Genomic DNA, 12,024 nt, shown 5'->3' with positions numbered 1-12,024 from the left:
CTCGAACGACCGAGTCGTACGCTGGTTTCGATATTGGTTCGGACTTCTCGTTGTCGTCTGCCGAGTACTCATCCGTATATCTCCTGGATGGCGGGACTGGTCTGGCGGAAGCGAGCCGTCCCTGTTCGACAGGTGATCGGCATGACTTCGTATGAGGACCGTGCCCGTATGCTCCACGCTCTGTTACGGGCCAGTCACTTGTCCGCTTTCGAGGAGATGCCGGACCTGGTGGCACAGCACGCGCATGCGGCCGGGTTGCACGAGGCGCGTATCTACGTGGCCGACATCCAGGAGCTGATGCTGCGGGAAGCGACCGGTCGCGGCCCGGACGCCGGAGCGGGCGGACAGGAGTTGCGGGTCGACGCCACACTGGCGGGCCGGACCTTCCGCAGCGGGCACGCGCATTCCGCGCCCGTGAACGGGCGCGTGCAGCACTGGCTGCCCGTCCTGGACGGCACCGAACGCCTGGGCGCCCTGCGGGTGGAGACAGACGGCGAACCGGACGGGACGACGCAGGCGGCGATGGAGGATCTGGCGTCGCTGGTGGGTCTGTTCCTGATCTCCAAACGCCACCACAGCGACTCCTACGCCCGCCTCACCCGCGTACGCCCGATGTCGGTGTCCGCGGAGATGCAGTGGAGGCTGATGCCACCGCGGACGTTCGCCAACAAGCGGGTCACCATCGCCGCGGCGATGGAACCGGCCTACGTCACCGCGGGCGACGCCTTCGACTACGCCCTGGCCGGCGACACGGCCCACCTGGCGGTCTTCGACGCCATGGGCCATGACACCTCGGCCGGGCTGACGGCCAACCTCGCCATGGCCACGTGCCGCAGCCAGCGGCGCCGGGGCAAGGGCCTCGCCGCGGTCCGCGACGCCATCGAGGCCACCCTGATCGAGCAGTTCGCGCGTTCCCGCTACACGACCGCGGTACTGGCCGACCTGGACCTGGAGACAGGGATACTGACCTGGATCAACTGCGGCCACCATCTCCCCGTCCTGATCCGCGGCAGGCGCTGGACCACCCACCTCGGCTGCGCGCCGACCCATCCGCTGGGAACGGACCTGGGCCTTCCTGTGACCTTGTGCCGTGAACAGCTGGAGCCCGGTGACCAGTTGCTGCTCTACACCGACGGCATCGTGGAGGCCCAGGACGCCAGGGGGAACGAGTTCGGCCGCGAGCGCTTCGTCGACTTCGTGATCCGGCACCAGGCTGACGGCCTGGCCGCGCCCGAAACGCTGCGCAGGCTCATCGGCGCCGTGCTGAAGCACCACGACGGACGCCTCATCGACGACGCCACCGTCCTGCTGTGTGCATGGCACGGCGGAACCGGGACAGCTCCGCCCGTGCTGGACGAAGGCGTCTCGGGCCCGGGGTCGCCGGTGAGTGCGGAGTGACGACCGGCCGTTCTCCGGAGTGAGCGCGACCGGCCTGGGTACTCGCCGCTCTCCACGGATCGAGAGGAAGGCCGTCCATGAGTGAGCAGACCCCGTCCCAGGCCGAGGGAGAACAGCAGCAGAAGAGCTCGCCGGACGACACGGCGCAGACCCCCGAACATCCTGACGTACCGCGGACGACACCTTCACAGGCGGAGGGCGAGGAGCCGCAGGACGAGGAGGAGACCGAGGCGTGGGAGAGCGGCTGGTCCGGTCCGTGAGGGTCGTCGAAGCACCGTCCGCCGGCTCGACGGTCACCGGTCGGCGAGGGCGGAGACCGTCGGCCCCTTGGCTTCTCGGCACGATCCGGGCCGGATTCCGTCAGCTCGCCCAGTTGCGCCGGGGGCCGGCACTGCATCCGTACGGGCTGACCTGCGCGGCCGAGCTGGAGGTCGTGGACGACGGAGGAGGACTCTGGGGCGTGCCGTGGCTGGACGAGCCCGGCCGGTACGAGACCACGGTCCGCCTCTCCCGAGCGGCCGGTCTGCCCGGCCGGCTGCCCGACGGACTGGGGCTCGCTCTGCGCGTGGAGGGGGCCGCGGGCCCCGGCCGTCCCTTTGACCTGCTCCTCACCAGCAGTGGGCGCGGCCGGGTCGGCCGGCATCTGCCCCAGCCCCGCACGGACGTGCTGAGCGGCCCGTACTCCAGCCTCCTGCCGTACCGGGTAGGAGGCCACAGCAGTCTCCTGGCCGCCTTTCCGCGTCGTACGCGGCGGGAACCGGTCCGTGGCGACCTGACGAGTCTGCGTGAGGTGCTCACCGCCGGAACTCTCGTCTTCGACCTGTGCGCCGAGACCTCCGGCCGGGCGTGGCGCGCTTTCGCCGTGCTGACCGTGGGCGCTCCGCTGCCCGTACCGCCGACGGAGAGCCTGGACTCCGACATCTACACGCACAGTGGGCGCGGCTTCCGCCCGGGCAGCGCCCTGGCCGCGATCCGGCGCGCCGCCTACCGGGGCTCGCAGGCCGACCGCCGCGAAAAGGGCCGCCCCGGACGAATCCCGGACGGTCGTTAAATGGCCATTACTCAATTCTTTCGGTGTCTCGGCGACTGATCCCCCCCGGCCTGGGGGACTGCGTATCTCACCGTCGACTGCCCCGGAGGCACAGGTGACCTTCAACCCCCTGGAACAACGCGGCTTACCACTGGACCGTCAGCTCAGGAACTGGCGCGAGCTGAACGTCGCTCCCATCGATCCCGACCACTGCGATCCCTACACCCGCTGCCGCATCATCACGATGAACGGCATCGAGGTCGAGGCGATCATGTTCAGCCACCAGATGGCTCGCCACACCCCCGATCCCGAGGTGAAACGCCAACTGGCCCAGACGCGCTACGTCGAGGCCCAGCAGCAGAAAGTGGTGAACTGGCTGCTACCCGGCGTGTCGTCGGTGCTGGAGACGACGATCGCCTACGAGCAGGTGGCCGTGGACCTCACCGCCTGGGTCGCCCGCATGGAGCCGGACCCGTACCTGAAGCAGGCGTACCAGTTCGGTGTGCTGGAGGACTTCGATCACCTCTACCGGTACGCGAACCTGTACGAGATGATCGAGCACCGCAAGGCGGACTCGATCGTCGACGGACTGACCGAGGTCATGCCGGGCAGGCCCACCCGTTTCCATCACCGCGACCCGGTGGACAACGTCCGCGATCCGTACGCGAAGGACGAGACGAATCCGCTGTCGAAGCTGCACGCCCTGACGATCATGTCGGCGGAGCAGCAGACGATGAACTTCTACATGAACACCGGCCCCACCTACATGGAGCCGATCGCCCGCCAGCTCTACCAGGAGATCGGGCTCATCGAGGAGGAGCACGTAACCCACTACGAGTCCCTGGTCGACCCGGGCGAGACGTGGTGGGAGCAGCTGGTCAACCATGAGTACAACGAGTGTTACCTGTACTACTCCTTCATGGAGCAGGAGAGCGATCCCAGGGTGAAGGCGATCTGGGAGCTGCACCTGAACATGGAGCTGGAGCACCTGCACATCGCCTGTGACCTGATGCGCCGCCACGACGGACGCGACCCCGAGTCGGTGCTGGCACCGCAGCTGCCCAACGTCCTGACCTTCGAGCCGAACAAGGCCTATCTGCGCGAGCTGCTGGACACACAGATGGACCTGACCACGCTGGGCGCAGGTTATGTGCGTGAGGCGCACGAGCGGTTCGAGAGGATGCAGGAGGCGATCCACGGCGGCGAGGCGCCTCCGAGCGATCGGGTGATGGTCGAGCACGACGAGATGTTCGGGCGGGAGTACCGCGTGCAGACCGAGGGCGAGCATCCCGACCCCTCCCAGCGGGAGAAGTGAGGCCGGCATGTCCACTCTTCACACACCCCCCGCCGGTGACGACCGCGGCGAGGACACTGACGTCGTCGCTCTGCTGATGCGCCAGCACGGCGACATCCGCAACCTCTTCGACGAGGTCGAGGCCGCTTCCGGTGAGGAGCGCCGGGACGCGTTCCGCCGTCTGGTGCGCCTGCTGGCCGTGCACGAGACCGCGGAGGAAGAGGTCGTCCATCCCTTCGCCCGGCGCGGACTCGCCGGCGGCAGGCAGGTGGTCGAAGACCGGCTCGCCGAGGAGAAGGCGGCCAAGGAAACCCTGGCCGAACTCGACGACTACGACACCGACGACCCGAAGTTCATGCCGCAACTGCTCAAGCTGCGCAAGGACGTCCAGGAACACGCACGCGCCGAGGAACGCTACGAGTTCACCCATATCCGCCGCAGCACCGACACCGCGGGACTCGCCGCGCTCGCCAAGGGTGTCAAGGCGGCCGAAGCCATGGCGCCCACCCGTCCTCATCCGGGCGTGGAGTCCGGAGCGGCCAATATGGCGCTCGGACCGGTCGCGGCCCTGATGGACCGCACCCGCGATGCCGTCCGCAAGGCCATGGGCCCCGGCTGAGCGGTTGCCGTCAGGCACATCGGTCATGTGGGTACTGCCACGGGCCCACGGCAGTACCCACACGACGGCTCCGCCGCTCTGCGGCGGGGCCGTCCCGCGCGTACCGTGGGCCGCCCCTCATCGACACCGACCTGCCCGGATGCCGGTACCGCAGAGAGGCAAACGCCCATGACACCGCCCGACCGGCCGGTCACCGCCTCGGACAGGCATATCGAAACCCGCACCTCATTGGTCGTGTGCGCACTGATCGGGGTGGCCGTGATGGCCGCGGTCGACGAGATCGTCTTCCACCAGATCCTGCACTGGCACCACTTCTACGATCGTTCGACCACCGCCGTCGGCCTGCTGTCCGACGGTCTGCTGCACACCGCCGAACTCCTGCTCCTCGTCGCCGGCTTCTTCCTCTACGCCGACCTGCGCCGTCGTCACGCCCTGGCGCCCGCACACGCACGGGCAGGTTTCTTCCTGGGCCTGGGGACCTTTCAGCTGTTCGACGGCATCGTGGATCACAAGCTGCTGCGCCTGCACCAGATCCGCTACGGCGTGGATGTCACCCCGTACGACTGGGCATGGAACATCTCCGCCGTCATTCTGCTGCTGACCGGAGCGGTTCTCGCGCTGCGCGCGGTCCGCGCCTCCGGGGCCGGACCGCTGCCGTGACGCTCGCGCACGGCCGACCCGCCATTGTCGCAGCCGAGTTGGTGGCCCTGTCGGTGCTGGTCGCCGTCTATCTGATGGCGGCGAGCCGTCTGCGGCGCCGCGGGGATGTCTGGCCCGGATGGCGGGACGGGACATTCGCGGCCGGTGGTGTCGCCACGGCCTGGGCGACGGCGGGAGGGCTGCCCGCGGAACCGTTCACCGCGCACATGGTCCGGCATGTCGTCCTCGGCATGCTGGCACCACTGCTCCTCGTGCTCGCCCACCCGCTCACCCTCGTGCTGCGCTCCCTCGCACCCGGCCCCGCACGCCGGGGCCTGCTCTCCCTCGCCCGCTCCCGTCCGATCAGCCTGCTGCTCTTCCCTCCCCTGGCGGGGCTGCTGAATGTGGGAGGCATATGGCTGCTCTACCGCACGGAACTCTTCGCGGTCACATGGCACCATCCCCTAACGCACAGCCTGGTCCACGCGCATGTGCTGGCCGCCGGGCTGCTGTTCACGTTCGCCGTGTGCCCGCTGGATCCGGTGCGCCGGCGCTGGGGCCTTGCCGTGCGCGGGGGCACTCTGCTGGCCGTCGGCGCCGCGCACGGCGTACTGTCCAAGACGCTGTACGCGGCGCCCCCGCCCGGTATCCGGGTAGCCGCGGCCGACCTGCACCAAGGGGCGCGATGGATGTACTACGGCGGCGACTTGGCCGAAGCGGCGCTGGCCGTGGTCCTGGGGGTCGGCTGGTACACCTCCACCGGCCGTGCACGGGCCCGCCGAGTGCGCCGCGAGCCGAAGACCCTGGCTGGGTAGCTGGGAGTGTCCGGGGTCAGCCGCCCGGCCGGATGACGGCGCGCACGCAGCCGTCGGTCTTCTGCTTGAACAGGTCGTACGCCCTCGGTGCCTCGTCCAGTGTGACGGTGTGGGTCGCCAGGTGAGCCGTGCTCAGCTCTCCCGCCGCCATCCGGTCCAGCAGCATCGGGATGTACCGCTGGCCGTGCATCTGAGCACCGCGCACGGTCAGACCCTTGTTGATCACCGCACCCAGCGGAAACTTGTCCACGGCTCCGGCGAAGACGCCGAGGATGAAGACCGTGCCGGCCTTACGGCAGGCGTGGACGGCCTGCCGGACGGCGGTGGGGCGGTCCGTCTGCAGGCGCAGCTGCTGTTTCACCTGGTCGTAGAGGTGGACCGGACTGTCACTGTGCGCCTCCATGCCGACCGCTTCGATACACACGTCCGGGCCCCGGCCACCGGTGCGTTCCCGGAGCTCCGCGCCGACGTCGGTCGCCGTGTAGTCGATCACCTCACTGCCGATGTGCCGCTCGGTCATCGCCAGGCGCTCCGGAACGCGGTCGATGGAGATGACCCGTTCGGCACCCTTCAGCATCGCGGCGCGCGCCGCCATCTGGCCGACGGCCCCGCAGCCCCACACCGCGACCACGTCACCCGGTTTCACGCCCCCAGGTCGGCGCCCATCCATCCAGTGGGCACCGAGTCCGACACGAACAGGGCGCTGATGTCGTCGATGCCGTCCGGCACGGGAAAGGCGCCGTGGTCGGCGAAGGGCACACGGACGTACTCGGCGTGGCTGCCGCGCAGTCCGCCCATGGCGTGCGAGTAGCCGAAGATCCCGCCGGTGTCGGCTCCGAAGAGGGCCTGTCCGATGCCGGGGTTGGTGTTGGTGTTGTCGCACAGCGACCACAGGTCGTTGGCGCAGTACCAGCACCGGCCGCAGCCGACGAACGAGCAGACGACCACCCGGTCGCCCACGGCGTGCCGGCGGACCCCCGCACCGACCTCGACGACCTCCCCGATGAACTCGTGCCCGATGACGTCACCGGACCGCATGAAGGGGATGTAGCCGCCGATGAGGTGCAGGTCGGAGCCGCACGTGGTACCCGCGATCAGCCGTACGATCACGTCCTGGTCGTTGTGCAGGACCGGATCCGACACCTCTTCGACGGCGAGTTTGTTCACGCCCTCCCAGCACAGCGCCTTCACAGCACTCCCTCCCCGCCCGCCCGCCGGCTGAGCAGGCCGACGAGCTTCCCGCCGGGCGTGGAACGCGTGGTGGGTTCGTCGGGGCGCATGACCTCTCCGGCCTCCAGCAGGGATTTGGCGTCACGCAGGGCACGCCGCAGCTCCTGGCGCGGATCGGCCCCGGCCGACCGCGCGAATACCGACCGTGTGGCGTCCGGCTGCGGTTCCCTGAAACGCACGGCCAGTTCGGTGCCACGGCCTCCCGGCGCCGCGTCGATACGCGTTTCGATCCGGTCGCCGTACTCCTGCAGCGGCGACGGCAGTTTGTCGGCCTGTACATCACCCGGCGGACGGTTGACCGTCACCACCAGCCACCTGTGGGGGGCGGTGGGAGCCGACCGGTTCGTCCGCGCCCTGCGCGCGACGACGACCGCTCCGGCGAGTCCCGCGGCGATTGCCCCGCGCGTCTTCCAGGAGACCATCGCAGCTCACCTTCCCCTGGTGGTGCGGGAGCGGGTGAGGAGCGCGCCCAGCGCAATCATGCCGAGGGCGAGGAAGAAGTGCAGCCAGTCGTCAGCGGTGTTGAGCGGTACGAAGTTGGCTCCGCTGTCGTGACCGACGAACAGGCCGTACAGCCACAGCACCAGATAGACGGCGCCGCCCGCCAGCAGGTACGTACGGGCTCCGGAGGCGGTACGGGACGGCCGCGACCCGATCCACGATCCCTCCATTTGCCATGTCGAAAACTCACCGCACCGGGTACCCGGCGCTACGTGCACACTCCCCGTACCGCGCCCCGGACGTCGGAAGCTCCCACGGCGCTCAAGAAGGCTCTGACCACCCCGCTGCTGTACTTCTTCATCCTCGGCGACGTTCTCGGCGCGGGCGTGTACGTCCTGGTCGGGCAGGTCGCGGCCGATGCCGGTGGCGCCGTGTGGGCCCCGCTCCTCGTGGCCCTGTGCCTGGCGCTGCTGACGGCCGCCTCGTACGCGGAACTGGTCACGAAGTATCCGCGCGCGGGCGGGGCCTCCCACTACGCCACGTTGGCCTACGGGCCCTTCGCCGGATTCCTCGCCGGTTTCTGCATGCTCGCCGCCGGCGTCGTGTCGGTGGGCGCCCTGGCCCGCGGGTTCGGCGGCGACTACCTGTCCGAGTTCGTCTCGCTCCCGGTGGTGCTCGTCACGATCGTCTTCCTGGCCGCGCTGGCGTCGCTGAACGCTCGGGGCATCAGCGAGTCGACGAGGGCCAACGCCGTCGCGACGGTCGTCGAGGTCGGCGGACTGGTGCTGGTGATCGGGCTCGGTGCCTGGATCGTGCTCCGCGGCGACGGAGACGTGGGACGGCTCACGGACCTCGGGACCACGAGCAAGGGCCCTGCCGCCGCCGTGCTCAGCGGGGCGGTACTCGCCTACTACTCGTTCGTCGGGTTCGAGACGTCCGTCAACGTGGCCGAGGAGACCCGCGATCCCCGGCACACGTATCCCAGGGCGCTCTTCGGCGCGCTGGTCACCGCGGGCGCGGTGTACGTCCTGGTCGGAGCAGCCGCCGCGGCGGCCGTGCCGACAGAGAAGCTGGCCGAGTCCAGCGGGCCGCTCCTCGAAGTCGTCCGTGCGGCCGGCGGGGTCCCCACGGAACTCTTCAGCGCCATCGCCCTGGTCGCGGTCGCCAATGGCGCTCTGCTCACCGGCATCATGTCGTCGCGGCTGGCTTACGGCATGGCCCGGGACGGCCTGCTGCCGAGCTTCCTGACGAAGGTACTGCCCGGCCGGCGTACGCCGTGGGCCGCGATCGCCACCACCACGGCGCTCTCGCTGCTGCTCGCGCTGACCGGCGACGTGAGCACACTCGCCTCGACCCTGGTCCTGCTCCTTCTCGTGGTGTTCTTCCTCGTCAACACAGCTGTCCTCGTGCTGCGTCGCGACGTCACCGACCACGATCACTTCAGGGCCCCGTCCGCGGTGCCGGTCCTTGGGGCGGCCTCCTGCGTGGTGCTCGCGACCCAGATCGAACGCGAGGTCTGGCTGAAGGGACTGGTCGTACTCGCGGCGGGTGTGGTGTTGGGTGTTGTCGCCGCGGTGCGGCTGCGGCGCACCCGCTGAACCGGGCCGGGCGCCCAGGGGGAGGGGTCGCGGTTCCCGTCCTCAGGAGGCGGTTCCTCAGGAGGCGGTGCCGTCGCGGCCGCCACGGGCCTGACGGAGTCGGTCCGTGTGGTGACTGATGGAGTCGATGCGCGCCGCGAGGGCGGGGTGACCGGCCTTGAGGTGTGCGTGCGCTTCGGTCAGGGGGCCGATGAGGTGGGTGGCGTCGTCGGCGGCGAGGGCGTCGGCGAGCCGGGCCAGGGGGGTGTGCGCCTGGGCGGGTAGGTCCGTGAGAGCGGTGACCTGTCCGGCGAGCTGGCGCAGTTCGGCGGCGTTGGCCCGTGCCCAGGCGGAGACGGTGCGGTCGGCGGCGCGGTGGTCCCGGGTCGCCTGTACGCGTTGTTCGCCGGTGCTGCCGGAGGTCCCGGGGCGTACGCGCAGGTAGCGGCGCTCGGCGGCCTGGCGGCTGGCGACGCCCAGGGGCTGGGCGAGCTCCGCCCAGCTGGAGCCCGCTGCCCGGGCTGCCTCGATGAGTCCCGGCTCCCACCCTGCGAGCTGTTCGCGCAGTTCACGCAACAGCACGAGTGCCGCCAAGGCCTGGTCGGCGGCGGCCTGCCCGTCCTCCGGAGGCGGTTCCGGCTGCTCGGTCCTGGCGGTGCGGACGGCTTCGCCGATCGCGTCGAGCGCCGCTTTGGCGGCGAGGAGCGAGGCGGGGTCATGGGGTTCGGGAGCAGGGGGCATGCAGATCCTTTTGGGCGTCGTCCTGAGTGTCACCCTTCGGACGACATTAGAGTTGTCATCGTTTGGATGACATGCTACAACAGTGTCGGACCGAGCGCATTGGCAGTTACTGCCAGACCTGTGGAGGTGTTTTCGCGATGTTGATGCGCACCGACCCGTTCCGCGAACTCGACCGACTCGCCCAGCAGTTGACGGGCGTGACGGGCACATCGTCCAGGCCGTCGGTGCTGCCGATGGACGCCTACCGGGAGGGCGAGGAGTACGTGATCGCTCTCGACCTGCCCGGTGTGGACAAGGACGCGGTCGAGGTCGATGTCGAGCGGAACATGCTCACTGTCAAGGCCGAGCGCCGCCCGGCCGCGGAGGCCGACAACGTGCAGATGGAGCTCTCCGAGCGGCCAGTCGGCGTCTTCTCGCGCCAGTTGGTGCTGGCCGACACCCTTGACACCGAGCGCATCACGGCCGACTACGAGGCGGGAGTGCTGACCCTGCGCATCCCGATCGCCGAGCGCGCCAAGCCGCGCAAGGTCTCGATCGGCGGAGGGTCCGAGCACAGGCAGATCCGCGGCTGAGGACTCGTCTCCTTTGAGCGGGGCCGACCAGGACCCACCGGGCCGGCCCCTCCTACTGGCACCACGCCCGACGGGCGAGAAAGGCAATGATCTCCGATGATTCCGCTGCGTGAACCGGCTCCTGCTCGGCCTGGCACGACGTTTCACCGGATGCTGGAAAAGATCCGGTACGAGGGCGCGTACTCCACCAGGGAGCGGGCCGAGGAAGTGACGTATGCCGTGCTGGCGGCGCTGGGCCGTCAGCTCACCGGCGAGGAGCGCAGCGATCTCGCCGCCTGCCTGCCTGCCGAGGCCGCCCGTGTCCTGAACGGCCAGAGCGCTGATCCCCGGCCGCTCACGGGCTGGGGCTTCGTCAAGGACCTCGCCACCCGTACGGGCGGCACACCTGCCACCGCACGCTGGGACACCGGAGCCGTCCTCGCCGCTGTGGCGGACCTCGCGGGTCGTGACCTCCTCGACCGCGTCCTCGCCCGACTCCCGTCCGGATACGCGCTGCTGTTCGGGCGCGCGGAACTCGTCCAGGCCGCCTGACCTTTCCAGGCCGGCACCGAGCCGGAACAGCACCGCGGCGGCCCGAGCCGCAGCCCCGGCGCCCATCCGACACTCGGCTGCGATCCATGGGCGTACGAGTCCGCTGCCCGGGTACGCGCGGGCAGGATCGTAAACGGCAGCCATGCCTGAGGTACAAGGAGCGAGACCCAATGACCATCGTGACGGCGCAGGGAGACACCGCGGCCGGTGTCCGGGCCACCGGGGTGCGGCAGGACCTCGTCGAGCGCGCGTACGCGGCCCCTTCCTCCATCGCGCCCAGAGACGCGCGGGAAGTGGGCAGGCGGTTCTTCGACCGTCTCACGCAGCTTGAGGAGGGCACGCACGAGTATCAGTACGTGCGCAACTGCCTGATAGAGATGAACCTCTCCCTCGTGCAGTACGCGGCTTCCCGGTTCAAGCACCGTGGCCCGCAGGAGATGGAGGACATCGTCCAGGTCGGGACCATCGGCCTGATCAAGGCGATCGACCGGTTCGAACTGTCCCGCGAGGTCGAGTTCACGTCCTTCGCCGTTCCTTACATCACCGGCGAGATCAAGCGGTTCTTCCGCGACACGAGCTGGGCCGTACACGTTCCGCGCCGTCTTCAGGAAGCGCGGCTGGAACTGTCCAAGGCCACCGAGGAGTTGCGCACACGCCTGGGGAGGTCACCCTCGACGGCGGAGCTCGCGGAGCTGATGCAGCTGGAGTCCTCCGAGGTCGTCCAGGCGCAGATGGCGTCCAACGGCTACAACGCCGCCTCGCTGGACGCCGCCGTGATGAACCAGGACGAGGAGTCCGACACCGCGCTCGCCGACTTCATAGGCTTCGAGGAGAGCTCCTACGACCTGATCGACAACTTCCACTCCCTGGCCCCGCTGGTCGCCGGACTCGACGAGCGTGACCGCAGGATCATCCACCTCCGCTTCGTCGACGAACTCACCCAGCAGCAGATCGCCGACGAGCTCGGCTACTCGCAGATGCACGTGTCACGGCTGATCACCCGCGTCCTCGGCAAGCTCCGCGCCGGCCTGCTGGCCGCCGACTAGGGCCTGTGTGATGTCGTGATCAGTCAGTTGCCTTCAGCAGGTCGTTGATCCAGATCATGGAGGCGCGGAGGTGGAGGCCTGCGAGGTAGCT

The 12,024-nt window shown here is 69.5% G+C and carries 15 protein-coding genes and 1 pseudogene; 11 read left to right on the top strand and 5 right to left on the bottom strand.

The annotated features are described in order from the left end of the window. Positions 1-141: 141 nt before the first annotated feature. From ACIOKD_RS12150 to ACIOKD_RS12120, 7 genes are all read left to right on the top strand, one after another. Entirely contained in the window at positions 142-1,398 is a 1,257-nt protein-coding gene (locus tag ACIOKD_RS12150) for a PP2C family protein-serine/threonine phosphatase (RefSeq protein ID WP_402081786.1), read from the top strand. 77 nt (positions 1,399-1,475) lie between these two features. Beyond that, positions 1,476-1,658: a hypothetical protein gene (locus ACIOKD_RS12145; RefSeq protein WP_402081783.1), complete on the top strand. Its 183-nt coding sequence runs from the start codon at positions 1,476-1,478 to the stop codon at positions 1,656-1,658. Then, positions 1,631-2,449, top strand: coding sequence for a phosphodiesterase (locus ACIOKD_RS12140; protein ID WP_402081780.1), 819 nt, complete (start codon positions 1,631-1,633; stop codon positions 2,447-2,449). Before ACIOKD_RS12145 ends, ACIOKD_RS12140 begins: the two co-directional genes overlap by 28 nt. Positions 2,450-2,543: 94 nt before the next feature. After that, entirely contained in the window at positions 2,544-3,743 is a 1,200-nt protein-coding gene (locus ACIOKD_RS12135) for a hypothetical protein (protein ID WP_402081777.1), read from the top strand. A 7-nt stretch (positions 3,744-3,750) separates the two neighbouring features. Then, positions 3,751-4,341 (top strand): hemerythrin domain-containing protein, encoded by a 591-nt coding sequence (locus tag ACIOKD_RS12130; protein ID WP_402081775.1) that lies wholly within the window; start codon positions 3,751-3,753, stop codon positions 4,339-4,341. 168 nt (positions 4,342-4,509) lie between these two features. Beyond that, positions 4,510-5,001, top strand: coding sequence for a DUF2243 domain-containing protein (locus tag ACIOKD_RS12125; RefSeq protein WP_402081772.1), 492 nt, complete (start codon positions 4,510-4,512; stop codon positions 4,999-5,001). After that, positions 4,998-5,795 carry a cytochrome c oxidase assembly protein gene (locus ACIOKD_RS12120; protein ID WP_402081770.1) on the top strand — a complete coding sequence of 266 codons (798 nt, stop codon included), beginning with the start codon at positions 4,998-5,000 and terminating at the stop codon, positions 5,793-5,795. The genes ACIOKD_RS12125 and ACIOKD_RS12120 overlap by 4 nt, the downstream gene beginning before the upstream one ends. A gap of 16 nt (positions 5,796-5,811) precedes the next feature. On the opposite strand, the gene ACIOKD_RS12115 is transcribed toward ACIOKD_RS12120, so the two are convergent. The 4 genes and pseudogenes from ACIOKD_RS12115 to ACIOKD_RS12100 all read right to left on the bottom strand — a co-directional run. Beyond that, positions 5,812-6,441, bottom strand: coding sequence for a zinc-binding dehydrogenase (locus tag ACIOKD_RS12115; RefSeq protein WP_402081769.1), 630 nt, complete (start codon positions 6,439-6,441; stop codon positions 5,812-5,814). Then, positions 6,438-6,986 (bottom strand): alcohol dehydrogenase catalytic domain-containing protein, encoded by a 549-nt coding sequence (locus ACIOKD_RS12110; protein ID WP_402081767.1) that lies wholly within the window; start codon positions 6,984-6,986, stop codon positions 6,438-6,440. The genes ACIOKD_RS12115 and ACIOKD_RS12110 overlap by 4 nt, the downstream gene beginning before the upstream one ends. Next, positions 6,983-7,447: a hypothetical protein gene (locus ACIOKD_RS12105; RefSeq protein WP_402081765.1), complete on the bottom strand. Its 465-nt coding sequence runs from the start codon at positions 7,445-7,447 to the stop codon at positions 6,983-6,985. The genes ACIOKD_RS12110 and ACIOKD_RS12105 overlap by 4 nt, the downstream gene beginning before the upstream one ends. Before the next feature lie 6 nt (positions 7,448-7,453). After that, a pseudogene (locus tag ACIOKD_RS12100) lies at positions 7,454-7,666 on the bottom strand (DUF4383 domain-containing protein); the annotation flags it as partial. Positions 7,667-7,738: 72 nt separating this feature from the next. Here ACIOKD_RS12100 and ACIOKD_RS12095 point away from each other — a divergent pair. Further along, on the top strand, positions 7,739-9,064 hold the full coding sequence (locus ACIOKD_RS12095; protein ID WP_402081763.1) for an APC family permease: 1,326 nt from the start codon (positions 7,739-7,741) through the stop codon (positions 9,062-9,064). 57 nt (positions 9,065-9,121) lie between these two features. On the opposite strand, the gene ACIOKD_RS12090 is transcribed toward ACIOKD_RS12095, so the two are convergent. Next, positions 9,122-9,784 (bottom strand): type III effector protein, encoded by a 663-nt coding sequence (locus ACIOKD_RS12090; RefSeq protein ID WP_402081761.1) that lies wholly within the window; start codon positions 9,782-9,784, stop codon positions 9,122-9,124. Positions 9,785-9,921: 137 nt separating this feature from the next. On the opposite strand from ACIOKD_RS12090, the gene ACIOKD_RS12085 reads away from it, so the two are divergent. From ACIOKD_RS12085 to ACIOKD_RS12075, 3 genes are all read left to right on the top strand, one after another. Next, positions 9,922-10,356, top strand: a complete 435-nt coding sequence (locus ACIOKD_RS12085) for an Hsp20/alpha crystallin family protein (protein WP_402081759.1) — start codon at positions 9,922-9,924, stop codon at positions 10,354-10,356. Between the two features lie 96 nt (positions 10,357-10,452). After that, entirely contained in the window at positions 10,453-10,887 is a 435-nt protein-coding gene (locus ACIOKD_RS12080; protein WP_402081757.1) for a DUF2267 domain-containing protein, read from the top strand. A 170-nt stretch (positions 10,888-11,057) separates the two neighbouring features. Continuing rightward, positions 11,058-11,933 (top strand): SigB/SigF/SigG family RNA polymerase sigma factor, encoded by an 876-nt coding sequence (locus ACIOKD_RS12075; protein ID WP_402081755.1) that lies wholly within the window; start codon positions 11,058-11,060, stop codon positions 11,931-11,933. The last annotated feature ends 91 nt before the right edge of the window (positions 11,934-12,024 follow it).

Source organism: Streptomyces sp. NPDC087844 (assembly GCF_044742785.1).
Lineage (GTDB): Bacteria > Actinomycetota > Actinomycetes > Streptomycetales > Streptomycetaceae > Streptomyces.
The sequence above is the reverse complement of the archived record's forward strand: the minus strand, read 5'-3'. Positions and strand labels throughout refer to the sequence as shown.